This window comes from Winogradskyella schleiferi, assembly GCF_013394655.1.
Taxonomy (GTDB): Bacteria; Bacteroidota; Bacteroidia; order Flavobacteriales; family Flavobacteriaceae; genus Winogradskyella; species Winogradskyella schleiferi.
This window is the reverse complement of the sequence record NZ_CP053351.1, coordinates 1,614,446-1,637,500: the sequence shown is the minus strand read 5'-3', so window position 1 is coordinate 1,637,500 and position 23,055 is coordinate 1,614,446. Positions and strand designations below refer to the sequence as shown.

Annotated in this window: 26 protein-coding genes and 2 tRNA genes (1 of these 28 running past the window's edge); 14 read left to right on the top strand and 14 right to left on the bottom strand. The window is 34.0% G+C overall.

The features are described 5' to 3' along the window. From thrS to HM990_RS07065, 5 genes are all read left to right on the top strand, one after another. Positions 1 to 598, top strand: partial view of a threonine--tRNA ligase gene (gene thrS / locus HM990_RS07085; RefSeq protein WP_178988256.1) — the 3' portion only. The gene continues 1,346 nt to the left of window position 1, outside the view; 598 of the gene's 1,944 nt are visible here — the last part of the coding sequence; the start codon falls outside the window, past its left edge; it ends in the stop codon at positions 596 to 598. A gap of 91 nt (positions 599 to 689) precedes the next feature. Further along, positions 690 to 1,181, top strand: coding sequence for a translation initiation factor IF-3 (infC, locus tag HM990_RS07080; protein WP_229719434.1), 492 nt, complete (start codon positions 690 to 692; stop codon positions 1,179 to 1,181). A gap of 119 nt (positions 1,182 to 1,300) precedes the next feature. Then, positions 1,301 to 1,498 carry a 50S ribosomal protein L35 gene (gene rpmI / locus HM990_RS07075; RefSeq protein WP_047546999.1) on the top strand — a complete coding sequence of 66 codons (198 nt, stop codon included), beginning with the start codon at positions 1,301 to 1,303 and terminating at the stop codon, positions 1,496 to 1,498. Between the two features lie 105 nt (positions 1,499 to 1,603). After that, a complete protein-coding gene (gene rplT / locus HM990_RS07070; RefSeq protein WP_178988255.1) occupies positions 1,604 to 1,948 on the top strand; it encodes a 50S ribosomal protein L20 in 345 nt (114 codons plus the stop codon). Between the two features lie 115 nt (positions 1,949 to 2,063). Then, entirely contained in the window at positions 2,064 to 2,867 is an 804-nt protein-coding gene (locus HM990_RS07065; RefSeq protein ID WP_178988254.1) for a Cof-type HAD-IIB family hydrolase, read from the top strand. On the opposite strand, the gene HM990_RS07060 is transcribed toward HM990_RS07065, so the two are convergent. The 12 genes from HM990_RS07060 to tgt form a co-directional block, all read right to left on the bottom strand. Then, a complete protein-coding gene (locus HM990_RS07060; protein WP_178988253.1) occupies positions 2,841 to 3,263 on the bottom strand; it encodes a secondary thiamine-phosphate synthase enzyme YjbQ in 423 nt (140 codons plus the stop codon). The two genes, HM990_RS07065 and HM990_RS07060, sit on opposite strands and share 27 nt — an antisense overlap. 82 nt (positions 3,264 to 3,345) lie before the next feature. Then, entirely contained in the window at positions 3,346 to 4,425 is a 1,080-nt protein-coding gene (locus HM990_RS07055) for an adenylate/guanylate cyclase domain-containing protein (RefSeq protein WP_178988252.1), read from the bottom strand. Positions 4,426 to 4,444: 19 nt separating this feature from the next. Continuing rightward, positions 4,445 to 4,714 (bottom strand): EF-hand domain-containing protein, encoded by a 270-nt coding sequence (locus HM990_RS07050; protein WP_178988251.1) that lies wholly within the window; start codon positions 4,712 to 4,714, stop codon positions 4,445 to 4,447. Between the two features lie 57 nt (positions 4,715 to 4,771). Next, positions 4,772 to 5,956 (bottom strand): asparagine synthetase B, encoded by a 1,185-nt coding sequence (locus HM990_RS07045; RefSeq protein ID WP_178991887.1) that lies wholly within the window; start codon positions 5,954 to 5,956, stop codon positions 4,772 to 4,774. Between the two features lie 294 nt (positions 5,957 to 6,250). Further along, complete coding sequence (locus HM990_RS07040; protein WP_229719405.1) at positions 6,251 to 6,976, bottom strand: sulfotransferase-like domain-containing protein; 726 nt, start codon at positions 6,974 to 6,976, stop codon at positions 6,251 to 6,253. After that, positions 6,969 to 7,886 carry an aminotransferase class IV gene (locus HM990_RS07035; RefSeq protein ID WP_178988250.1) on the bottom strand — a complete coding sequence of 306 codons (918 nt, stop codon included), beginning with the start codon at positions 7,884 to 7,886 and terminating at the stop codon, positions 6,969 to 6,971. The genes HM990_RS07040 and HM990_RS07035 overlap by 8 nt, the downstream gene beginning before the upstream one ends. Positions 7,887 to 8,078: 192 nt before the next feature. Next, entirely contained in the window at positions 8,079 to 9,113 is a 1,035-nt protein-coding gene (locus tag HM990_RS07030; protein WP_178988249.1) for an AI-2E family transporter, read from the bottom strand. Positions 9,114 to 9,188: 75 nt separating this feature from the next. Continuing rightward, positions 9,189 to 10,721, bottom strand: coding sequence for a replicative DNA helicase (dnaB, locus tag HM990_RS07025; protein WP_178988248.1), 1,533 nt, complete (start codon positions 10,719 to 10,721; stop codon positions 9,189 to 9,191). 168 nt (positions 10,722 to 10,889) lie between these two features. Further along, positions 10,890 to 11,843 (bottom strand): acetyl-CoA carboxylase carboxyltransferase subunit alpha, encoded by a 954-nt coding sequence (locus HM990_RS07020; RefSeq protein ID WP_178988247.1) that lies wholly within the window; start codon positions 11,841 to 11,843, stop codon positions 10,890 to 10,892. 51 nt (positions 11,844 to 11,894) lie between these two features. Beyond that, the gene (locus HM990_RS07015) at positions 11,895 to 12,803 is read right to left on the bottom strand and encodes a DMT family transporter (RefSeq protein ID WP_178988246.1); all 909 of its coding nucleotides are present in this window, start codon (positions 12,801 to 12,803) and stop codon (positions 11,895 to 11,897) included. Further along, positions 12,790 to 13,866, bottom strand: coding sequence for an LptF/LptG family permease (locus tag HM990_RS07010; protein ID WP_178988245.1), 1,077 nt, complete (start codon positions 13,864 to 13,866; stop codon positions 12,790 to 12,792). The genes HM990_RS07015 and HM990_RS07010 overlap by 14 nt, the downstream gene beginning before the upstream one ends. A gap of 138 nt (positions 13,867 to 14,004) precedes the next feature. Further along, a complete protein-coding gene (gene tgt, locus HM990_RS07005) occupies positions 14,005 to 15,135 on the bottom strand; it encodes a tRNA guanosine(34) transglycosylase Tgt (RefSeq protein ID WP_178988244.1) in 1,131 nt (376 codons plus the stop codon). 340 nt (positions 15,136 to 15,475) lie between these two features. Here tgt and HM990_RS07000 point away from each other — a divergent pair, with 340 nt between their 5' ends. The 3 genes from HM990_RS07000 (at position 15,476) to HM990_RS06990 (ending at position 18,036) form a co-directional block, all read left to right on the top strand. After that, positions 15,476 to 16,321, top strand: a complete 846-nt coding sequence (locus HM990_RS07000) for a transketolase (protein WP_178988243.1) — start codon at positions 15,476 to 15,478, stop codon at positions 16,319 to 16,321. 105 nt (positions 16,322 to 16,426) lie between these two features. Then, positions 16,427 to 17,380: a transketolase family protein gene (locus HM990_RS06995; RefSeq protein ID WP_178988242.1), complete on the top strand. Its 954-nt coding sequence runs from the start codon at positions 16,427 to 16,429 to the stop codon at positions 17,378 to 17,380. A 56-nt stretch (positions 17,381 to 17,436) separates the two neighbouring features. Further along, positions 17,437 to 18,036, top strand: coding sequence for a porin family protein (locus tag HM990_RS06990; protein WP_178988241.1), 600 nt, complete (start codon positions 17,437 to 17,439; stop codon positions 18,034 to 18,036). Between the two features lie 75 nt (positions 18,037 to 18,111). Here the strand turns inward: HM990_RS06990 and HM990_RS06985 are convergent, their stop codons facing one another. Further along, a complete protein-coding gene (locus tag HM990_RS06985; protein ID WP_178988240.1) occupies positions 18,112 to 19,197 on the bottom strand; it encodes an FKBP-type peptidyl-prolyl cis-trans isomerase in 1,086 nt (361 codons plus the stop codon). Between the two features lie 217 nt (positions 19,198 to 19,414). Here HM990_RS06985 and HM990_RS06980 point away from each other — a divergent pair, with 217 nt between their 5' ends. From HM990_RS06980 to HM990_RS06970, 3 genes are all read left to right on the top strand, one after another. After that, complete coding sequence (locus tag HM990_RS06980; RefSeq protein WP_178988239.1) at positions 19,415 to 19,786, top strand: RNA-binding S4 domain-containing protein; 372 nt, start codon at positions 19,415 to 19,417, stop codon at positions 19,784 to 19,786. 135 nt (positions 19,787 to 19,921) lie between these two features. Next, positions 19,922 to 20,506 (top strand): methyltransferase domain-containing protein, encoded by a 585-nt coding sequence (locus tag HM990_RS06975; protein WP_178988238.1) that lies wholly within the window; start codon positions 19,922 to 19,924, stop codon positions 20,504 to 20,506. A 67-nt stretch (positions 20,507 to 20,573) separates the two neighbouring features. Then, entirely contained in the window at positions 20,574 to 21,077 is a 504-nt protein-coding gene (locus tag HM990_RS06970; protein WP_178988237.1) for a phosphoribosyltransferase family protein, read from the top strand. Here the strand turns inward: HM990_RS06970 and HM990_RS06965 are convergent. Further along, on the bottom strand, positions 21,069 to 21,590 hold the full coding sequence (locus HM990_RS06965) for a shikimate kinase (RefSeq protein ID WP_178988236.1): 522 nt from the start codon (positions 21,588 to 21,590) through the stop codon (positions 21,069 to 21,071). The genes HM990_RS06970 and HM990_RS06965 overlap by 9 nt on opposite strands. A 130-nt stretch (positions 21,591 to 21,720) precedes the next feature. On the opposite strand from HM990_RS06965, the gene HM990_RS06960 reads away from it, so the two are divergent. The 3 genes from HM990_RS06960 to HM990_RS06950 all read left to right on the top strand — a co-directional run bounded on the left by HM990_RS06960 (position 21,721) and on the right by HM990_RS06950 (position 23,052). Then, positions 21,721 to 21,793: transfer RNA gene (locus HM990_RS06960), tRNA-Lys, on the top strand. Between the two features lie 55 nt (positions 21,794 to 21,848). Beyond that, positions 21,849 to 21,932, top strand: a tRNA-Leu gene (locus tag HM990_RS06955). Between the two features lie 220 nt (positions 21,933 to 22,152). After that, entirely contained in the window at positions 22,153 to 23,052 is a 900-nt protein-coding gene (locus HM990_RS06950) for a MerR family transcriptional regulator (protein WP_178988235.1), read from the top strand. The last annotated feature ends 3 nt before the right edge of the window (positions 23,053 to 23,055 follow it).

Here is a 23,055-nt window from a genome sequence, read left to right as displayed (position 1 = left end):
AAATGCTGCTAAGGATAAAGATTTAAATTTTGTTGTTGAACCAGGTGAAGCTGCTTTTTATGGCCCAAAATTAGACTTTATGGTTAAAGATGCACTAGGTAGACAATGGCAATTAGGAACAATCCAAGTTGATTATAACTTGCCAGAGCGTTTTGACCTATCTTACAAAGGCAGTGATAATGAGATGCACAGACCTGTTATGATCCATAGAGCTCCTTTTGGAAGTATGGAACGTTTTATTGCTATTTTGTTAGAACATACTGGTGGAAATTTCCCACTTTGGTTGATGCCAGAACAAGCAATTATACTCTCAATAAGTGAGAAATATGAAAAATACGCGGAAAAAGTTTTAAATGTGCTAGAAAATGACGAAATTCGCGCCCTTACAGACAACAGGAATGAAACTGTAGGTAAGAAAATTCGTGAAGCTGAAATGCAAAAGTTTCCGTTTATGATTATTGTCGGTGAGCAGGAAGAAAAAGATAGTACAATAACTGTGCGTGAACATGGTGGTGAAGACCTTGGCACAATTACTGTAGAAGACTTTATCAAAATAGTAAAAGATAGAATTAATAAGAGTTTAAAAACTTTTAAATAATATAAGTTTAATTTAAAATACAGAAGCCATAGCAATACGTAGAAACAGAAAGAATTATACCAGAAGAGCATCTCAAGAAGATAAGCATCGTATAAATTCTAAAATCAGATCTGAAGAAGTAAGACTTGTCGGAGATAATGTCGAAATAGGTATATATCCTATTAAAAAAGCTTTATCCATAGCCGATGAACAAGGTTTAGATCTTGTAGAGATATCGCCAAATGCGAAGCCTCCTGTTTGTAAAGTTATGGATTATAAAAAATTCCTTTACGAACAGAAAAAAAGAGAAAAAGCTTTAAAAGCCAAAGCTACTAAAGTAGTTGTTAAAGAAATTCGATTTGGTCCTCAAACCGATGATCATGATTACGAATTTAAAAAGAAACATGCTGAGAAGTTTTTAAAGGATGGTGCAAAGTTAAAAGCTTTTGTATTCTTTAAAGGTAGATCTATTGTTTTTAAAGAACAAGGTCAAATCTTATTGTTAAGGTTGGCCCAAGATCTTGAAGAATACGGAAAGGTAGAACAGATGCCAAAGCTTGAAGGAAAGCGAATGATTATGTTCATTGCACCTAAGAAAAATTAGAACAGAGACGCTAAAACTTCTAGACAAACTATAGTGAGCTATCTGGATAGTATATAAAAGATACTGAACCGAGTTCAGCAATAAAAAATAAGCGAAACGTAAATATAAAAGAGGAGAAAATGCCTAAAATGAAAACAAAATCGAGTGCTAAGAAACGTTTTAAACTAACTGGCACTGGTAAGATTAAGAGAAAGCACGCTTTTAAGAGTCATATATTGACGAAAAAATCTAAAAAGCGTAAGCTAAGATTGACTCATGATGCTCTAGTACATAAAGCAGATGAGGACAATATTAAAACGATGTTACGATTAAAGTAATAAAGTTTTATTCGGTTAAAACAATTTATAAACCCTGGAGTTAGGCAAAATAATTTAGCAAGTGTCAATATATAGGCCGCCTACTACAAAAAACAATTAAAAGAAATGCCAAGATCAGTAAATTCAGTAGCAAAAAGAGCCAGAAGAAAAAAGGTTCTTAAGCAAGCAAAAGGTTACTTCGGAAGACGTAAAAACGTTTGGACAGTAGCAAAAAATGCGGTTGACAAAGCGATGCAATATTCGTACAGAGATCGTAGAAACAAAAAGAGAACATTTCGTTCGTTATGGATTATGCGTATTAACGCAGGTGCAAGACAGCACGGAATGAGCTATTCAAAATTTATGGGAGGATTAAAAGCGAACAATATTGACTTGAACCGTAAGGTACTTGCCGATTTAGCAATGAACCACCCTGAAGCTTTTGAAGCCATAGTAAACAAAGTAAAATAAGGCTTTTAGCCAAATTAATAACAACATTTCGCTTATAAAATCCGGTTCTCCCGATACCTATCGGGATTGAATCGGATTTTTTATTTGAATAATTCTGAACCCATAAAATTAAAATATGAAGGATATAAAACTGGTCGTAACCGATATGGATGGAACATTGCTCAATTCCAATCATGCAGTGAGTTCTCGTTTTTTTGAAGTCTTTAAACAATTACAAATACAAAAAATTCAATTTGTTGCAGCAAGTGGCAGACCGTATTATAGTATTGTTGAAAAGCTACAATCCGTAAAAGATGACATTATCATTGTAGCTGAAAATGGAGGGTTGGTTATGGAACATAATAAGGTAATGCTTTCTAACATTATTAAATCAGATAGATTGTTAGAGCTATATACTTTGGTCACCAATATTGAAGACACCTACCCTATTTTCTGCACCAAACATCAAGCATTTATTCTCAGAGCCTCCGAAGAAATGATAAAGATTTTTTCTGAATATTACTCAGTATATACCGTTATTGACACTTTCGAAGAAATAAAAGATGATGTCATCAAAATAGCTTTGTATCATACGACCAATTCTGAAGCCCATATTTTTCCCTATGTAAAACATCTAAAACCTGAGCTCAATGTTGTTGTTTCAGGAAATCATTGGGTCGATATTTCTGAAGCCATTACCAATAAAGGTCATGCCATTCAGTTTTTACAAAAACATCTTAATATAAAACCTTCAGAAACTTTGGTTTTTGGCGATTATAATAATGATCTAGAAATGCTAAAATGTGCTAAATACAGTTATGCCATGGCAAATGCACACGACGATGTAAAGGCAATTGCGAACTTTGAAACTAAGTCTAATGATAATTTTGGTGTAGAAATTGTTCTAGAAAACCTAATTACCGAAAGCTGTAAGGACTAACTGTCTTCCTCCTGCTCTATTTCTGTGTTCACAAAGATAAATACCCTGCCAAATTCCGAGATTTAACTTGCCGTTTGTAATTGGTATTTGAACTGATGTTCCCATTAACGCAGCCTTTATATGCGCTGGCATATCGTCTGAACCTTCGAAGGTATGCTTGTAGTAGACTTGATTTTCTGGTACCATTTTATTAATATGACTTTCAAAATCCAGTCTTACCGTTGGGTCAGCATTTTCGTTTATCGTTAGACTTGCTGACGTATGTTTTATAAATACCTGTAATTGTCCGATTTTAATTTGGTTAATTTCAGGAATAGCGTTCAATACTTCAGAAGTAATTAGATGAAAACCTCTTGACATTGCTTGAAGTTTGATTTCGTTTTGAAAGAATTTCATTTTGATTCGTCTTTTCTGTTATTGCAAATTGAACTCGTTTAAACTCCAAAAATATTTCCAATCATATGATTTTATTGGATATCTAAATCTTGTGAATAGCGAACAATTTCAGAGATTCTGTTTTACCATCCAATACTTCATTACCTAATGAAACTGCTTCATACCTTTTTCTCAAATTTACCTTAGATAAGAATTCATCAGAAATCAATAGCGATAGGTCATATTCGTTGCATTGCTCTTGTATGCGTGAAGTTGTGTTAATGACATCGCCATGATAAGCCAACTCCTTCTTTATGGTACCTACTTCTGCAATTATAATTTTTCCTGAATGGATTCCAGCTTTAAATTCTGGTACTACACCATATTTCTTCATGTAATATTTTGAATGTTTTTTAAGCTTATAATCATATTCAAAAAACAAGTCTATACAGTTTATATTCTTTATTGTTTTTTTCTTCAAGTTCCAAGTCAAAACAGCTTCATCTCCAACATATTGATAAATCTCTGCGCCATACTTACCTACAATTCTATTGAGATAATAAAAACAATCTTGAATAAACTGACTATATTTTAAATGCCCTAAATCTTCAGCAATTGTTGTAGAAGATTTCAAATCCAAAAACATGAGTACACGTTCTACTTCCCTAGGCTTTCTGTAGCGACCCAAAAGCATATTGAAAATTACCCCTTTACCAAATTTATTATTCGCAATTCGAAAAAACGAAAACAATAAAGAGCATAACATAAAATAACCCGTGACCATCCAAAATATTTTGTTCGATTTCCACCAGAGTCTTTCGTTGGGAAAATCTACTTGGATATATACTTCTGCTAAACTCGCAATAAAAGTTAAAGAGAATATTAAGAAAATTAGATAAAAAGCGGATTTTACAAGAAGCACAACCCAGAGATATAACCTTTTAGAGAAATATTTATCGAAAAAATACTCTACTATGGTGTACACAACAGCAACCATAACACCAAGTACTACTCCAAAAATCAGATATTGAGAAGCAGTTACTATTTCTGTAAGATTTTCAGTTTTTACCTGTTCTTGATTTCTTCCAAAATAGCGTATGAGGATAAATGCAGAAAACGCAAACGACCAAAACAGAATCGAATAGAATAAAAGTCGGAAAAATTGTTTTATTTCGAATTTCAAAATCGTTTAGTCTTCTAATTTATTCTTTTATTTCATCAATAGCCAACTTAAATTCTGCCCAATTGATAAGTTGATCACCATCTTTATCATAGCCTTCTATAAGTTTCCTAGAAATCAAACCTCGAACAAAACCACTGATTTCAGCTTGTTTCAGAAGTTTTGCTATTTCATCTTTACTCAACTTCCCATCGCCATCTTTATCAAAAAAGGCAAAAGCCTCTTCAGGTGTTTTAAAATGATTGGTAATTAAAATTTGGATTTTATTGAGAATGGTTTCTTTTGTTAGCATGATATAGTAATTTTATAATTTAAGATATGAAAAAATAATCAATATCGATATTAAAGATCAGGTCTTCTGCTTCTTCTTTTTAGCTGCTGGGAACAACACATTATTCAATATTAAGCGATAACCAGGCGATGTTGGGTGCAAGTCCAACTCTGTTTTTGGGTCTCCTACTCTGTGGGTATAATCTTCAGGGTCATGACCTCCATAAAACGTAAAAAACCCTTTGCCTTTAATGCCATGAATATACTTGGCTTCATTGTTTGTTCGATTTTCTCCCATTACCAATACGTTGGATTTTATCTCTTCTCTGGTAAACGATGTGGTTTGTCCCATGAATCCTTTCACCAATGCGGTATGATTTTGAGTCAACATGGTTGGAATTGGATCCCATTTTGCTGAATATTCCATCAAAGAAAAATAATCTGTTGTCTTTGGAATTCTTCGTTTTTGGGTCATATCAATAGACGAAAACTCATAAACGTTTGGGCTGCGTTCCAAAACATAATCCTTGAAAGCAAAAGTATTGGAGTAATCTATTTTATTCTGATAGCCTGGATCACTTCCGTCTCCATCAAACATCGGCTCGCAAATGTCTACACCTTCGGCAGACAGCGCAATATCAAAACTATCTGTTGCAGAACACATGGCAAACATAAATCCGCCACCAACAACATAGTCTCTAATTTTGAGTGCTACAGCTAATTTCTCATCGGAAACTTTATCATAACCCAAACGTTTTGCCAATACTTCAGCATTTTTCTTTTCTTCAATATACCAAGCTGCAGAACGGTAGGCTCTATAGAACTTCCCGTATTGGCCTGTAAAATCCTCGTGATGTAAGTGCAACCAATCATAAAGCAATAATTCATCTTTCAAAACTTCTTCGTCATATATTGTTTCATACGGAATCTCAGCATACGTCAACACCATGGTTACCGCATCGTCCCAAGGTTGTTTTCCATATGGTGTATAAACGGCAATTTTTGGCGCTTTTTCTAAAACCACCGCTTCCTGATTCACGGAAGGACTGGCAATATCATCTAATATTTGAGCCGCTTTAGAATCTGAAATTATCTCAAAAGACACACCTCGTATTTGGCATTCACGTTGAATGATTTCGGCATCGGGCAACAGAAATGAGCCACCTCTATAATTGAGCAACCACTTTACTTTCAGTTCTCGTTCTAAGGTCCAATATGTGACTCCATAAGCTTTCAAATGATTTTTTTGGGTTTCTGCATCCATTGGAATAAGAATATAGGATGCATAAACATTAGCACTTAAGAAGAGTGTTAATAATATAAGGGCAATTTTTTTCAAGTTCATCAATTTAAAACGAAATATAAGTAATTTTTAGTCTTTGAAGGCTGAATTTAATATTCTTTTAAGACCTAAAAACAACTTTATCAATTGGTTGATAAATCAAGGTGAAAACGAATATAAGGTGATTAAAATTGAACTTCTATTATGAATTTCAATAATGCACTTGAATTAAACTGAAGTACTTCGTTTGAATTAATTCAAGAATGTGGAAGAAAGTTAAATTGAAAATTTTAAAAGCGTATTATAATGTGGAATACTCTCTTCTAGGAGTGGAATTAGATGCTCTGGAAATGGGTCACCTTTTGCTTTATACTTAATAAAACCACTAGATTTATGGACATTATCATACCAATACTTAGCCCAAACACCATCTTCTTTCCGTTGTTGTGGATGCCAAGATAACATGTTTTTATCGAATGAAATTTCTATAAATTCACACAATTTCTCAAGGATTTGTTCTGGGTTTAACAATACGTTTTTAGAATCTAAAACCGCGAATTGAATGCCTTGAGCTTTGAAATAATTGACTAGCTCTACATGAAGTGCATATCCAACATCGTGCAGCGAAGGATTTTTAATAACCTTATCAAAAGAAGGCAACATTTCTTTAGGGTTTCTAGTTAGAATAATATTGATGGTGTTTTTCATAAAATCGCGCTTTAAACCCAATAAATGATGTGTCATATGTTTGAAAAATAATACAGGCTTTTCACATGTATTTAGCATCATATCTACCACTTTTTCTCCGTCATTTTCCATGGTATCCAAAATAGCTTCAGATCCTGGATGGTATTTGTGGGCTTCAGGATGATTTTTTAAATAGTAGGCATATAAAGGTTCATCAAAAACTTTGGTATCATTTCTTTGGGCGAAGGCATACATTAAGGCTGTGGAGATATTCCGTGGACCAGACCATAAACAAATACGTTTTATGTTATCCATTATTTACCGTATTTTCTATTAATGCTTCATAAAGTCCATTAAGTTTCCGCGTTGTTTTTCCATAATTTCCTTCGCCAATTTGTCGTCCATCGATTTTGGTTACTGGTGTTAAACCTCCAAATGTCCCTGTAACAAAAGCTTCGTCTGCTCCATAAACATCAAATAGAGAAAAGTCCTTTTCAAAACATGGTATATTATTCGTGTTACATACCTCTATGACTTTGGCTCTGGTAATGCCATTCATACAATATTTACTTGTGGACGTCCAAACCTCACCTTTATTTACGATAAAAAAATTAGTCGCATTACAGGTGGAAACAAACCCATGAATATCCAACATTAATGCTTCGTCTGCACCAGCTTGAATGGCCTGAATCAAGGCTTGAACTTCATGGAGTTTGCTATGACAATTTAATCTTGGGTCTAAGTAATCTGGCGAACCCCTTCTAATAGTGCTGGTAAAAAGTGTAATTCCTTTTTCTTTTGAATCCGTTGAAGCAGTTTTATACTCAGGAATAATTACCACATTAGGTCCGGAAATCGTTAATCTTGGATCTTGCGAGGGCGTTTTTTTAATACCACGTGTTATCATGATCCTCACATGTACTCCGTCGTTCATATTGTTCGCATTCAGTGTCTTCCAAACTTTGGTCTTTAATTCTTCTTTGGTAAATGGTAAATGCATTCCAACAGTTGCTGCGGCACTCCATAACCTATTAAAATGATCATCCAAAAATACTAATTCACCATGATGTAAGCGCAAGGCTTCCCAAATACCATCACCCACTAAATATCCACTATCAAAAACAGAAATTTTAGCCTCGTTTCTTGGAAATAATTGGTCGTTAATTGAAATAAGAATATCGTTATTTCTAGAATCTTCTAGAGCATTATGCGTACCGTGAACCATTTTTGTGAAATTTAATAAAAGACATAAGATCGCTTCGCTTTTAGAACAAAGAACCAAGACCTGATTCTTACTGTCTGACCAGCATATTTGCAATAAAATTGAGATTTATGAATCTCAATTTTATTTAGTCGGGCCTTTAATCTAAACTAGAAAGATACTTAAAAATATAATGCCTTGAAATAAATAAGACAATTAGTCTAATGCGGTTTCACTACCGGAAAGTAAACTGGCAATTATTCTGGTGCCTTCAAACTGTTCTAAGATAATTTTGATGAAAACGGTTATCGGAATGGCCATAATCAATCCAGGAATTCCCCAAAGAAAGCCCCAAAACATAAGCATTACCAATACTGCAATAACATTTATAGAAAATGATTTGCCCATAAAAATCGGTTCTAAAATAGCTCCAAATGTGACTTGAACCATTGAGATTGCAAAAATGAAAAAGAACAACGTACTCGTTGGGTCTAATTCAACAAAAGCAAAAATTGATAATAATATAACCGAAATAAAGGACCCTACCATTTGAACAAAGTTGATGGCGAAGGCAAATAAGCCCCAAAAAATAGGGAAGCTTACATCAAAGAACACACACATAAGTCCTGTAAAAATACCAGTTAACGCACTGACCAAAAACTTCACTTTTATAAACTTAATCAGGTCTTTTTCAATTTTCATAAAGGTTTTAACAGAGGTGTGTTTACGTTTTAATAAGGTATTGTTCATCAATTTCTGAACATTAATTGATTCTGCCAACCAAAGTACCACGAAGAAAACTGTCATTAACAAAGACGTTAAGAACGAATTTAAGAATCCAAGTGTTGACCCTAATTTATCTTTTTGAAAAAACTGTCCTAAAAAACCATGTTCTTGCTCAAACTCAATCCCAAAGTTATCCAGTAAGTAGATTTTTAAATCTGATAATTTTAATTCTGCTTTGGATAAAAACTCCGTATTATTTGCCAGTATTTGTTTGCTTGATAATTGTACAAGTTCAATGCCCAACTTTAGTCCTAGAGTTACCAATAGTAGAACAATAATAATACTAATAAATTTTGGCACTCTTCTACGTCCCAACCATCGCATCAAGGGTAAAAACAATAAGGCGATAAACATTGAAAAGATCAATGGAATAAATATAAAAGACAAGATCTTTAGCAAATAAAATACTAAAGGAACTACAATAATTAACAACAAAACATTTGTTGTACGTCTTTGATCTAACATTAGGCAATTTGGTTTTTAACTAACTAAGCGTGCAAAGATAAGTTAAAAAACCATTTTCAATTACTTAAAAAGCTGTTAAAAAGGAACGCCATCATCCTCGGGTCCATCAAAGGCGTCGGAAGGTGACGGGAAATTATCTGGTTTGAAGGTATTGTCGTTAGCCGCTGCATTCATTTTTGAGTGAAATTCGCCAAAAGGTGTATCAAAATCATCCAAATTATCGAACTTACCTAAGTGTCCAATAAACTTCAATCTAATGTTTTCCAAACCACCATTTCTGTGTTTGGCGACGATGAATTCCCCTTGCCCTTCGGTTGGCGAACGCTCTTCATCATCCCATTCGTCAATCTTATAATATTCCGGTCTGTAGATAAAGGAAACGATATCGGCATCTTGCTCAATGGCACCAGATTCACGTAAATCAGATAATAAAGGACGTTTACTTCCGCCTCGTGTTTCTACCGCACGTGATAACTGTGACAAGGCAATTACAGGAAGATTCAACTCTTTTGCTAATGCTTTTAGGTTACGGGAAATCATGGAAATTTCCTGTTCACGATTACCACCTTTCTGACTTCCTCCTGCCGTCATTAGTTGCAAATAATCAATCATTATCATCTTAATACCAAATTGTGATGCCAAACGACGTGCTTTTGCTCGTAAATCGAAAATGGAAAGTGATGGTGTATCATCAATAAACAATGGCGCTTTTTCCAAAGTTTTTACTTTTACATTAAGCTGTTCCCATTCATGCTTTTCTAGTTTTCCAGTTCTCAATTTTTCTGAAGACAGACCAGTTTCACTTGAAATTAAACGGGTTATTAACTGTACTGAAGACATTTCCAGTGAAAAGAAAGCTACAGGAATATTACTATTTACAGCCACATTACGTGCCATGGTAAGTGTAAATGCGGTTTTACCCATACCAGGACGTGCGGCAATAATCACTAAATCTGAAGGTTGCCAACCAGAAGTCAGTTTATCGAGTTTATCAAAACCTGAAGGGATACCACTCATGCCCTCTTTGTTTGAAATTTCCTCAATTTTCTTCTTCGCTTGAATTACCAAACTCTGGGCAGATTCCGTAGATTTTTTAACGTTACCTTGGGTAACCTCATATAATTTGGCTTCAGCTGTATCTAAAAGATCGAAAACGTCTCTTGTTTCGTCATAAGCTTCTTCAATAATTTCGTTTGAAATTTTGATTAAACTTCGTTGAATATATTTCTGAAGAATAATACGTGCATGAAACTCAATATGTGCCGAAGAAGAGACTCGTTGGGTTAAGGAAATAAGATAAAAATCGCCTCCAACCATATCGAGTTTTTCATCTTTCTTTAATTGGCTAGAAACGGTTAATAAGTCAACTGGTTCACTGTTTTCAAATAATTTGAAAATTGCTTCAAAGATGTTTTTATGTGCTTCTTTGTAGAAAGCATCTGCACTCAAGATGTCAATTACTTCATCAACTCCTTTTTTATCAATCATCATTGCACCAAGTACAACTTCCTCTAAATCAATTGCTTGAGGTGGTATTTTTCCTTTTTCTAAGTTGATAATAGTACTTTTATCCACTTTGTAGCCTTGTACTGGATTTGGTTGTTTCATAGTTTACAAAAGTAGTTAATTAGAATCGAGGAAATGCGTCAGACTGTTTTTCAATCTTAACAGGTCTTCAACAATTTAACTGTTAATAACTCTGATTTATTGTTAATAGCGCTAAAAAAAACCGAAGCTTAGACTTCAGTTTTTTATAGTTCCGTATGTTTAGTGGATTTAGTCTTTATAGACTCCCATATTATCGTATTTTTCCATCCGTTGAATCACTAAATCTTTTGGTGATAAGTTTTTAAGCTCTTCATAAGCCTTGACAATGGCATCACTTACAGCCGAAAATGTTTTATCTCTATCTGTATGTGCGCCACCAAGTGGTTCTTTAATAATTGAATCGACAAGCTTCATCCGTTTCATGTCTTTAGCCGTTAGTTTTAAGGCTTCAGCAGCTTGTTCCTTGTATTCCCAGCTTCTCCATAAAATAGAAGAACAGGATTCTGGCGAAATAACCGAATACCATGTATTCTCTAACATCATAACGCGGTCACCTACTCCAATACCTAAGGCTCCACCAGACGCACCTTCTCCGATAATAACAGTGATAATTGGCACTTTAAGTCGCGCCATTTCTAAGATATTTCTCGCAATGGCTTCTCCTTGGCCACGTTCTTCAGCTTCTAAACCAGGATATGCACCAGGCGTATCAATTAAAGTAACCACAGGTATTCCGAATTTCTCGGCCGACTTCATTAAACGTAATGCTTTACGATAGCCTTCTGGATTAGACATTCCGAAATTCCGATACTGCCTTGTTTTGGTATTATAGCCTTTTTGCTGACCAATAAACATATACGATTGGTCGCCAATTTTTCCTAAACCGCCTATCATGGCTTTGTCGTCTTTTACATTTCGGTCGCCGTGTAATTCCAAAAACGTATCACCACAGATTGCTTTAATATGATCTAGAGTATAAGGTCTGTTTGGATGACGAGACAACTGAACACGTTGCCAAGCCGTAAGATTCTTATAGATATCTTTTTTAGTTGCTGCTAATTTTTTCTCAATCTGTTTACAGGTTTCTGTAACATCAACGTCACTTTCCTTTCCTATAATCTGACATTTATCGAGCTGATCTTCCAGCTCTTTTATGGGTAATTCAAACTCTAAGTATTCCATACAATTTGAAGTTAGTTTATTGTTTTAGTTAGTTAGGCAAATATAAAAACTTTAATTGGTAATTTGACCTGTTTTACGTTTTCTCCGTTTATAGTTTTTAAAAATGGCATCCATCAATACCGTAACCAAAACCAAAATAGCACCTAAATAAAATTGTGGCGACATCTTTTCGGTTTCTGGAAAAAGCATCAATGCAATGGCAATACCATAAAGTGGTTCTAGATTATAACTCAAAATTACAGTAAAAGGACTGATATAACGCATCACATGTACAGAACCTATAAAAGCATAGGCTGTACAAACAGATGCCAATATGAATAAATACAGCCAATCTGCATTGGAAAGTGTAAAGAATTCAGCATTAAATGTTTTACCTGAGGCTAAAATAAATACAGTTAAAAACAAAACGCCACTTATAAATTCGTAAAATGAAATTACGGTCGCGCTATGTCTTTCTATAAAACGACCATTGATAACAGCAAACAACGTTGAAAATAATGCTGATAACAAACCTAAAATAATACCATTAATATAGCGTATTTCGCTACTTGTGATTAAAATTACTCCTAACACTACAATAATACCAAAGATAATTTCGTAACCTAAAATACGTCGTTTAAAAAAGAAAGGTTCAATAAAAGAAGCAAAAAACGCCCCTGAAGAAAACATAGCTAAAGCAATAGAAACGTTAGCTTGATTAATGGCTTCAAAAAAAGTGATCCAATGTAAGGCTATAATAACGCCTGCTGCAGAAAATTGCCAAAACGTCCGTCTCGAAATTTTAATATTTAGTCGAATAATTTTGATGTAAATGAACATTAACAAACCTGCCATAGCCATTCTGTACCAAACCAATTCTAAAGCTCCGATTGTAATTAATTCTCCAAGAATAGCAGTGAATCCGGCTATTACTACCAGAAAATGTAAGTGTATATAATGCTTTAGTTTAGCGTTTGGCATTTTGCAGCAGATATACTGCTAAAATACCAAATATTACATTAGGAAACCATACAGCAACAATGGCTGGAAAATTTGACTGTTCAGCCATCACTCCAAAAACTTTGTCAAAGAACACGTAGATCATAGCAATAGAAATACCTAAAGCAAGATTAACACCCATTCCTCCACGTCGTTTGACGGAAGACACTGCCACGGCAATAATTGTTAAAATAAATATGGATACAGGTAAACTCCACTTTTTAAGTTTTACAACCTCATAACGGCCAATATTAGGAGAGCCTCTTCTTTTTTCGGCAGCAATGAATTTCAATAGCTCACCATAAGATTTTGTTTCAGCAGCATACTGCACAGGTGTTAAATCTTCGATTTCAAAAGGTAGATCCATTAATTTTCGACTGTCTTTTTCTACCGTCTCTACCCCATTTTCAAAAGAGCGTTTGAGATAAGTTGTAAGTCTGTACATACTATCCTCTTCGATATAGCGAATGTTGTCAGCAAAAATTTTGTATTTGAGTTCATTACCTTCAAAATGTTCGTAGGTAAATTTATGGCCTGTCTTATTTCTGGGAATGAAATTACTCACATAGATGTAATCATTATCATTTATTTGTTGATAAACATCCCGTGTTTGCTGAATATCCTTATTTTTCTTTAAATATTTGAATTTGAATTCATTAAAGCCTTGACTCGCTATTGGCGCTAAATACATTCCTAAAAACATGGCAAAACCTGCTACTAAAGTTGCACCTATCATATAAGGTCTTAAAAATCTTGAAAATGATGTTCCGGAACTTAAAAACGCAACAATTTCTGTGTTATTCGCCAGTTTAGATGTAAACCAAATCACAGATAAAAATAAAAACAAAGGAAATAAGAGGTTGGCAAAATATACCGTGAAATTCAAGTAGTAAAAACCAACTTCACCAAGTGAAGCATCATTTTCAATCATTCTACCTACCTTCTCTGCTAAATCTACAGTTATTCCGATAGGAACAAACAATAGTAACATCATTAGGAAGGTAAATAAATACCGCTTTAATATGTACCAATCTAGGATTTTCAAAGTTGTTTATTAGTTTGTGGTTTGTGGTTTGTGGTTTATGTTTTGTGAAAATTAAATTCTAGATTGAATTATTGTATAAATTCACACTTCATCCTCATTTTTAATTATTATTCCTTCATTTTTCATTCATTTAGATAACTACAATCGGTTATCCATTTGTTTTACCATTTTCTCTTTCCACGCTCTAAAATCGCCCGCAATAATATGTTTTCTGGCTTCTCTTGTTAACCAAAGGTAAAAACCAAGGTTATGAATAGTTGCAATTTGCTTTCCTAATAATTCATTAACCGTAAACAAATGTCTTAAATAAGCTTTACTATATTCGGTATCAACAAAGGTTATACCCATTTCATCTACAGGTGAAAAATCGTTGGCCCATTTTAAATTCTTGATATTAATTGAGCCATGAGCCGTAAACAACATGCCATTTCTCGCATTACGCGTAGGCATCACGCAATCGAACATATCTACACCTAACGCAATATTTTCCAATATATTGATTGGTGTTCCAACACCCATTAAATAACGCGGTTTGTCCTCTGGGAGAATATTGCAAACCACGTCTGTCATAGCATACATTTCCTCCGCTGGTTCACCAACGGACAGGCCTCCAATGGCATTCCCTTCTGCGCCTGCATTGGCTATATATTCAGCTGATTGCTGTCTTAGATCCTTATAGCAACTGCCCTGAACTATCGGAAAAAATGTTTGTTCATAATCGTATTTAAAAGGTGTCTTTTTCAGATGAGTTAAACAACGCTCTAACCAACGATGCGTCATGTGCATAGAACGTTTGGCGTAATTATAATCGCATGGATAAGGGGTACATTCATCAAAAGCCATGATAATATCTGCACCTATACTGCGCTGAACTTCCATGACATTTTCGGGTGTAAAAACATGATAACTCCCATCGATATGTGATTTGAACTTTACACCTTCTTCCTTAATCTTTCGGTTGGAAGACATCGAATACACTTGGTAACCACCAGAATCGGTTAGAATATTTCTATCCCAATTCATAAATTTATGTAAACCACCAGCTTGTTCTAAAATTGGAGTTTGAGGTCTTAAATAAAGGTGATATGTGTTTCCGAGAATAATATCCGGATTAATATCATTTTTCAACTCTCTTTGGTGCACACCTTTTACGGAAGCCACAGTTCCAACTGGCATAAAAATCGGCGTTTCAATCGTGCCATGATCTGTGGTAATAGTTCCTGCCCTTGCCTTGGTTTCTTTATCGTTTGCTACTCTATTAAATTTCATTAAATCGTTGTCAGACGGCAAATATAAATAACTCTTTAACATTCCTTCTTAAATTAAATTTAAAAAACAATGGGTGGTTATTTTTCGCTATTGTTTATAAAGGATGCGTCCTATACAATTTGGTATTGTTGAGTTGAATTTTTAAAGATTGTTAGCAAATCACGCATTTCGTTAATAAGTGCAGCGCATCAACTTTTGAAAGACCTGTGTAAAAAGTTATTTTTGCAACCTAACTCAGCATTGTGAATAAACAATTCTGACCTTTCCAAAGGAAAGGTAAAACAGTAACCGCGAAAGAAAACTTTCGTGGACATTTTTTATTAAATATAAGAAACAGAACATGCCAAACATTAAAGAATTAGAAGATTTAACAACTCAAGTTCGTAGAGATATATTGCGAATGGTGCACAAGGTCAACTCTGGTCATCCTGGAGGTTCATTAGGATGTGCAGAATTTTTTGTCTCACTTTACCAAGAACTCATGGAGCGCAAGGACGGTTTTGACATGGATGGAATAGGCGAAGATTTATTCTTTTTGTCTAACGGACATATTTCACCAGTATTTTACAGTGTATTGGCACGATCTGGATATTTTCCTGTGGAAGAACTTAACACCTTCCGATTAATTGACTCAAGATTACAAGGTCACCCAACAACACATGAAGGTTTACCAGGCATCAGAATCGCTTCTGGTTCGTTAGGACAAGGCATGTCTGTTGCCATTGGTGCTGCACAAGCTAAGAAATTGAACAAAGATGACCATTTAATTTATAGTCTTCATGGCGATGGCGAATTACAAGAAGGACAGAATTGGGAAGCCATAATGTATGCTTCTGCAAAAAAAGTGGATAATTTGATTTCCACAGTAGATTTAAACCAGCAACAGATTGATGGCTCAACGGACGATGTTCTGCCAATGGGAAGTATAAGAGCGAAATTCGAAGCTTTTGGTTGGACCGTTTTAGATATTGAAAAAGGTAATGATATAGAGGCTATTCTTAAAGGAATGAAAGAAGCCAAATCCTTGACTGGAAAAGGAAAGCCCGTTTGTGTTTTGCTTCATACCGTAATGGGTAATGGTGTCGATTTTATGATGCACACACATGCTTGGCATGGAAAAGCGCCAAATGACGAGCAATTGGCTACTGGATTAGAACAAAATGCTGAAACTTTAGGAGACTATTAATCCCATCCTAAATCCTTCCCCAAGGGAAGGACCTAAATGATGAAAAAAAACAACTAAAAATATAACCCTTTTAAAGCCCTTCCTCTGGAAGGGTTGGGTAGGCTTATGAAAACATATACATATACAGAAAAGAAAGATACAAGAAGTGGTTTTGGTGCAGGTTTAGCAGAATTAGGTCGTACAAATCCTAATGTGGTAGCCTTGTGCGCGGACTTAATTGGATCTTTGAAGATGAACGAATTTATAGACGAGAATCCCGAGCGTTTTTTCCAAGTCGGTATCGCAGAAGCCAACATGATGGGCATTGCGGCTGGTTTAACTATTGGCGGAAAAATCCCATTTACAGGAACGTTTGCCAATTTCTCTACAGGACGGGTTTATGATCAAATTCGTCAATCTATCGCTTATTCTGGCAAAAATGTGAAAATCTGTGCATCGCACGCTGGACTAACTTTAGGCGAGGATGGTGCGACACATCAAATTCTAGAAGATATCGGATTAATGAAAATGTTGCCAGGTATGGTGGTTATAAATCCTTGTGACTATAACCAAACCAAAGCAGCAACGATAGCTATTGCTGAACACGATGGACCTGTTTATTTAAGATTTGGTCGTCCTTCTGTTCCCAAATTTACGCCAGCAGATCAAAAATTTGAAATAGGTAAAGCGATTAAATTTACAGAAGGTACTGACGTGACTATTGTCGCTACAGGTCATTTGGTGTGGGAAGCTTTAGAAGCATCAAAAACATTAAATGAAGCTGGTATTTCAGCTGAAGTGATTAATATTCACACCATAAAGCCATTAGATGATAAAGCCATTTTAGATTCCGTTGCCAAAACAGGTTGTGTGGTTACAGCCGAAGAACATAATTATTTAGGTGGACTTGGAGAAAGTGTGGCTAGGGTTTTAGCGTTACACCAACCTACTCCACAAGAATTTGTGGCCACCAATGATACTTTTGGTGAATCTGGAACTCCTACACAACTTATGGACAAGTATGGATTAAATAGTGAAGCGATTATTAAGGCTGTTAAAAAAGTACTGAAAAGAAAATAACTTCATTATGGCAGCGTTTTTGATATTAGGAATACTTAATCTTAAAAACGAACATTATGAAAAATTTGAAAAAATCAGTTGCCCTAACTTTAATCTTAGCTTTTATAGGCTTTAGCATTAATGCCCAAACTAAAAGTTCATTCGGTTTTAAAGGCGGTTTAAATTACAGTGCCAATGGAGACTATATTGAGTCGACCAATGTCAACGCGAAAAATCCCGATCGTAACATTGGTTATCATGTTGGTGTGTTTGGAAAAATAGGAGACAAACTTTACTTAAGACCTGAACTTATTTATACAGCTACAAAAAGTGACTACAGCAGCAATGAATTTTCAGTTAAGAAAATTGATGCGCCAGTATTAGTTGGTCTAAGGGTCATTGGTCCTTTGAGTGTTTTTGCAGGACCTTCATTTCAATATATACTAGATACAGAATTTGACGGTATCACTATTGACAATGTTAAAGACGATTTTTCTATAGGACTAAATTTTGGAGTCGGAATTAACTTCAGAAAGATCGGAATCGACCTTAGGTATGAGAGAGGTTTTAGTGACAATGAAGCTACATTTATTAACACCAATTTGGTGACCGTAGGTGAGAGCAGAATTGATACCAGACCAGATCAATTGATCCTAAGTTTGTCAATAGGATTGTAATTTTTATAATATAAAAACAACAAAGCCGCTCAATTAATTGAGCGGCTTTCTTAGTTTAAATTCTTAAATCAATAATTAATTACTGGTTATATTATAATTAATTTCAATGGTTTCGTCTAAATAATCAGGCAAGCCATCATTGTTAGAATCTGCAATAGTTACTGTTTTAAGAGTGATAACACCATCAGTTTCAGTTCTACTTCTTTCAAATTCATTAGCAGCGAGTGTAGGTTCTACTTCACCAATATTTGTATTAATTATATAGGTGTTTGGAATCAATTCGTCAATCGTAAAGACATCATCTCCATCATCATTATTATCAATAAAATTAAATAATGAATCTTCATCTGTATCTTCATCTTCAACTTCTGAGTCTCCATCTAAATCTTCAATATAAGATGGTATCCCGTCATTGTCACTATCAACCGTTTCAAATTGCAGTAATTCAAATTTAAAGATAAGGTTATCATAAGAAGAACCTGTTGCAGTCGATGAAAAATAAGCCAATCCAGAAGGTACAAACATTACCCCTAAACCAAAATTATAATAATTCACATTTCCATTTTCCTGAATATCAAAACCGGTTCCTGCATTAAACGATGGCATTACCAGTTGCCATGCCCTTATAACACCAGATACTGAAACATAATCCGACTGCAAATATAAATCCGCTGGAGTGATGGCAGAATCAAAAACTTCTTCTTCTCCATTAACAACTTCGTTTACAGAGCTTCCTTCGTACCTTACACGTACCAAATCGGTATAATTTGGCGAGTTGCCATCTCCTTGATTTAAATTTAATACGTAATACTCATAGTCCGCTTCCAAATAGGTCACTGTACGCGTTTCTACGGCATCAATAAGTAAGGTGTTATTAGCAGGATCTGGCAATTCTAAATAATTACCATCGTCATCTGTTGGCAATTCAGATAAAATGATATCAGTGTATTCATGATCCGTTCCTGTTTCAAAAAAACTCGAATTGTAATAATGTGTATTCAAATATGCTAGAATTTCAGCATTATCCTCTGCTTGTTGTTCCGTCCTATCGGCTTCAACAAATGGAGTACTACTTTCATCATCATCATCATCATTACAAGAAATAAATACTGTTGTTATAGCCAGTAATAAAAGACTTAATCTTAAAGTTTTAATTTTCATAAATATTCATTTTGTTCATTTGTTACCACCACAGTTAACAGACGAAGTTCATTATTGCTAATTTTTAAGCCGCAAGATACAATAATATAATATTTTTGTACAAATACCATTACCAATTTATAATTACAGGAATAAAATGCCCTTTTTTCATTTCTACTTCAATAATTTCAAATAAGAAATGGTATATTCTATTAACGTAGTTTTTAGTAAATAAGATATGCGAATTGACAAATATTTATGGTGTGTACGATATTACAAAACACGCAGTATAGCCACAAAAGCGTGTAAAAAAGGACAAGTAAAAGTTAATGGTGCAGCCGTTAAGCCCTCAAGGGAAGTTTTTCCTACAGATAAAATTGAACTGAGAAAAGATCAAATCATCTATCAACTTACCGTTAACGATTTACCGCCAAATCGTGTGGGAGCCAAATTAGTAGATCTTTATAGAGTTGATACCACTCCAAAATCTGCCTTTGAAGCTAAAGAGCTTCTTAAATACAGTAAAGATTATTACAGAAAAAAAGGCACTGGAAGACCAACAAAAAAAGATAGACGCGATATTGATGATTTTTATGATGATGAAGAGTAAGTTTTAAAAAAGATAAAAGACCGCTTCGCTTATAGAATCAAGAATCAAGACTAAAAAAGGTTGCCTTGAGAATTATAGTCAAATTGAATTAATTTACAGAAATCAAACGACCCTATTTTAAGAGTAATTAGTAACATGAATGAAATCAACAAGATCTATTGGGAGAACCGCTATAAAACTAACCAAATTGGTTGGAATATTGGTTATGTCTCAACACCACTTAAAACATATTTTGACCAATTAGAAGATAAGTCGTTAAAAATATTAATTCCTGGTGCAGGCAATAGTTATGAAGCCGAATACTTATGGAACAATGGTTTTTTGAACATTTATGTGTTGGATATTGCACAACAACCGTTGGATAATTTAAAAACCCGTGTACCAGATTTTCCTGAATCACAACTTTTACATGCTGATTTTTTTGAACTTAGCGATACTTATGATCTCATTATTGAGCAAACCTTCTTCTGTGCATTAAATCCCAATTTAAGACAAAGTTATGTAGAGCAAATGTACCATTTATTAAAACCTAAAGGGAAGCTTGTTGGTTTGTTCTTTAATTTTGAATTAACTGAGGATGGACCACCATTTGGAGGAAGTCTCGCTGAATATCAATCGCGTTTTGAATCTAAGTTCAACATAAAAGTTTTAGAACCTTCAATAAATTCCATAAAAGAAAGACAAGGTAAAGAACTGTTTTTTATCTTTGAAAGCATATGATGTGTATTTAGAACTCATCTTAATGTGAATAATGTATATCCTAAAATTTAAATTAGTTTTTTAAACTATGGCATTAACGAAGAACACCATTTTAAGTCATAAAGAAATTGAGCATAAAATAAAACGTATAGCTTACCAAATATATGAAAGTAATGTTGATGAAACAGAACTTATAATTGCTGGTATTGAGAACAATGGCTTTTTATTAGCGAAAAAAATCAAGTCGAATTTAGATAAAATTTCCAGTATAGAATCTACATTGTGTAAAGTAACCATAAACAAATCTGAACCAACAAAACCTATTAAAACATCCATTAGCAAAGAAGATTACACCAATAAATCCATTGTATTGATTGACGATGTTCTAAACTCTGGCAGCACATTAATTTATGGTATCAAGCATTTTTTGGATGTACCACTTAAACAATTTAAAACGGCAGTATTGGTTAATCGCAACCATAAAAAATATCCTGTAAAGGCAGACTTTAAAGGTATTTCGCTTTCCACATCATTGTTTGAGCATGTACACGTTAATTTAACCAAGCAACCTTATGAAGCTTATTTAGATTAAGTGAACCAATAGTGATTCTATAATTTCTTGTTTTGTTTTGTGATCTGTATTTAATGTAAATTGCGATTTACTATAATATGGAGACCGTTCAAAAAGATGCTTACCAATAAATTCCAATAAATCAGTTTCAGAATTTATATGACTTATTAAAGGTCTATTGGCACGTTCTTGAAATAGACGTTTAGCCAAAAGTGGAATGGAAAGTTTTAGGTAAATCGATATTAAATTAGCCTTATCATTTATTAAATCCATATTGTTTCCGTAACAAGGTGTTCCACCACCTAGTGCCAGTACTAAATTTTCTGAAGTACTAATAACTTCAGATAGATATTCGGTTTCTTTTTTTCTAAAATAGATTTCCCCTTTCTTTTTAAAAATTTCAGGAATGGAAGCATTTTCCTTATCGGAAATATAATCATCTAAATCTAAAAAACCATAGTCAAGAACTGTAGCCAATTCCTTACCAATGGTTGATTTTCCAGAACCCATATATCCTATTAAAACTATAATCATAATGCTTATAAATTGATTTTTAAACCGATAGACAAATAGACAACAAAAAAACGAAAAATTAAATAAAAAAAGTATTGCATTATTAATTAAACATTTTATATTTGCACCCTCGTTAAAGAGAAAACATTTTGACTAGTTAGCTCAGTTGGCAGAGCATCTCCCTTTTAAGGAGAGGGTCCTGGGTTCGAGCCCCAGACTGGTCACTAAAAAAGTTAAGCAAATTGCTTAACTTTTTTTTTATCTTTACTTCATTACTTTGCGCACGTGGCGGAATTGGTAGACGCGCCAGCTTGAGGGGTTGGTGGACATTAGTCCGTGGAAGTTCGAGTCTTCTCGTGCGCACTTTTTTCTTCAAACTTAGAAGATTAGTACCGTATTCTTGTTTTTAAAGACTATAATCGCAATTACTATTTTTAATTTTTAAATTAGGCTTATATAATAGTCATTCGTTCCGTCGCAAAGTATCACATCTCTTTTTTTATTCTTTTTTATATAATTTTTGTTAAATCCAAGCATTTTAAGGTTATAAATTGTATTTTTGTTTAATCATTATTTAAAATAAATGAACAATATCAAAAATCAATTTAGTATAAAAGATCTCGAAAATCTTACAGGAATTAAAGCGCACACTATAAGAATTTGGGAAAAACGGTACAATCTCTTAGAACCTAAACGTACCGAAACTAATATAAGATACTATGATTTAAAGAGTTTCCAAAAGTTGCTCAATGTGAGTTACCTTAACAACAACGGCTATAAAATTTCGAAAATTGCTAAAATAAAGGAAGATGAAATCCCTCAATTAGTAAGAGAAATAGCGGCTGAATCCAATTTAGAAAGTCACGCCATAAATGCCTTCAAACTATCAATGCTAAACTTTGATCAAGCGTTATTCTACAAAACCTACAATTCACTTCTCAAAGAAAAAGAGTTTAATATAGTTTTTTATGAAATATTTATTCCTTTTCTAAATGAAATTGGTCTCTTATGGCAAACGGACACTATAACTCCTGCTCACGAGCATTTTATTACCACACTTATTCGTCAGAAAATATTAATAAATACTGAAGAAATTCAGTCAAAGCAAACAAACAAGTCAACCAAAACTTTTGTATTGTATTTACCTGATAACGAAATTCACGAACTGGGTTTAATGTTCATAAACCATCAGCTCGTAAATAAAGGTTACCATTCCATTTTTTTGGGTCAAAGTGTTCCAATTAAGAGTTTGGTTGAACTCCAAAATTACTATGATGAAATTATTTACATCTCTTATTTTACAGTAAAACCTGAAAAAGAAAATGTTTTAGACTATCTTGATGAATTCAATGATATAGTGATGAAAAAACCAAACACAAAATTTTGGATTCTTGGACAAATACTTAACGCTGTAGATATCGAACAATTACCTCAAAACATGAAAACCTTTAATTCCATTCAAAACCTGATGGAAGAACTTTAAGAC

Bases quoted from the DNA above. Each gene is read 5' to 3' on its own strand.
- rpmI (WP_047546999.1), top strand. From the start codon at position 1,301: ATGCCTAAAATGAAAACAAAATCGAGTGCTAAGAAACGTTTTAAACTA.
- rplT (WP_178988255.1), top strand. From the start codon at position 1,604: ATGCCAAGATCAGTAAATTCAGTAGCAAAAAGAGCCAGAAGAAAAAAG.
- HM990_RS07065 (WP_178988254.1), top strand. From the start codon at position 2,064: ATGAAGGATATAAAACTGGTCGTAACCGATATGGATGGAACATTGCTC.
- HM990_RS07060 (WP_178988253.1), bottom strand. From the start codon at position 3,263: ATGAAATTCTTTCAAAACGAAATCAAACTTCAAGCAATGTCAAGAGGT.
- HM990_RS07050 (WP_178988251.1), bottom strand. From the start codon at position 4,714: ATGCTAACAAAAGAAACCATTCTCAATAAAATCCAAATTTTAATTACC.
- HM990_RS07045 (WP_178991887.1), bottom strand. From the start codon at position 5,956: ATGGATGCAGAAACCCAAAAAAATCATTTGAAAGCTTATGGAGTCACA.
- HM990_RS07040 (WP_229719405.1), bottom strand. From the start codon at position 6,976: ATGGATAACATAAAACGTATTTGTTTATGGTCTGGTCCACGGAATATC.
- HM990_RS07035 (WP_178988250.1), bottom strand. From the start codon at position 7,886: ATGGTTCACGGTACGCATAATGCTCTAGAAGATTCTAGAAATAACGAT.
- HM990_RS07030 (WP_178988249.1), bottom strand. From the start codon at position 9,113: ATGTTAGATCAAAGACGTACAACAAATGTTTTGTTGTTAATTATTGTA.
- dnaB (WP_178988248.1), bottom strand. From the start codon at position 10,721: ATGAAACAACCAAATCCAGTACAAGGCTACAAAGTGGATAAAAGTACT.
- HM990_RS07020 (WP_178988247.1), bottom strand. From the start codon at position 11,843: ATGGAATACTTAGAGTTTGAATTACCCATAAAAGAGCTGGAAGATCAG.
- HM990_RS07015 (WP_178988246.1), bottom strand. From the start codon at position 12,803: ATGCCAAACGCTAAACTAAAGCATTATATACACTTACATTTTCTGGTA.
- tgt (WP_178988244.1), bottom strand. From the start codon at position 15,135: ATGAAATTTAATAGAGTAGCAAACGATAAAGAAACCAAGGCAAGGGCA.
- HM990_RS07000 (WP_178988243.1), top strand. From the start codon at position 15,476: ATGCCAAACATTAAAGAATTAGAAGATTTAACAACTCAAGTTCGTAGA.
- HM990_RS06995 (WP_178988242.1), top strand. From the start codon at position 16,427: ATGAAAACATATACATATACAGAAAAGAAAGATACAAGAAGTGGTTTT.
- HM990_RS06990 (WP_178988241.1), top strand. From the start codon at position 17,437: ATGAAAAATTTGAAAAAATCAGTTGCCCTAACTTTAATCTTAGCTTTT.
- HM990_RS06985 (WP_178988240.1), bottom strand. From the start codon at position 19,197: ATGAAAATTAAAACTTTAAGATTAAGTCTTTTATTACTGGCTATAACA.
- HM990_RS06980 (WP_178988239.1), top strand. From the start codon at position 19,415: ATGCGAATTGACAAATATTTATGGTGTGTACGATATTACAAAACACGC.
- HM990_RS06975 (WP_178988238.1), top strand. From the start codon at position 19,922: ATGAATGAAATCAACAAGATCTATTGGGAGAACCGCTATAAAACTAAC.
- HM990_RS06970 (WP_178988237.1), top strand. From the start codon at position 20,574: ATGGCATTAACGAAGAACACCATTTTAAGTCATAAAGAAATTGAGCAT.
- HM990_RS06965 (WP_178988236.1), bottom strand. From the start codon at position 21,590: ATGATTATAGTTTTAATAGGATATATGGGTTCTGGAAAATCAACCATT.
- HM990_RS06950 (WP_178988235.1), top strand. From the start codon at position 22,153: ATGAACAATATCAAAAATCAATTTAGTATAAAAGATCTCGAAAATCTT.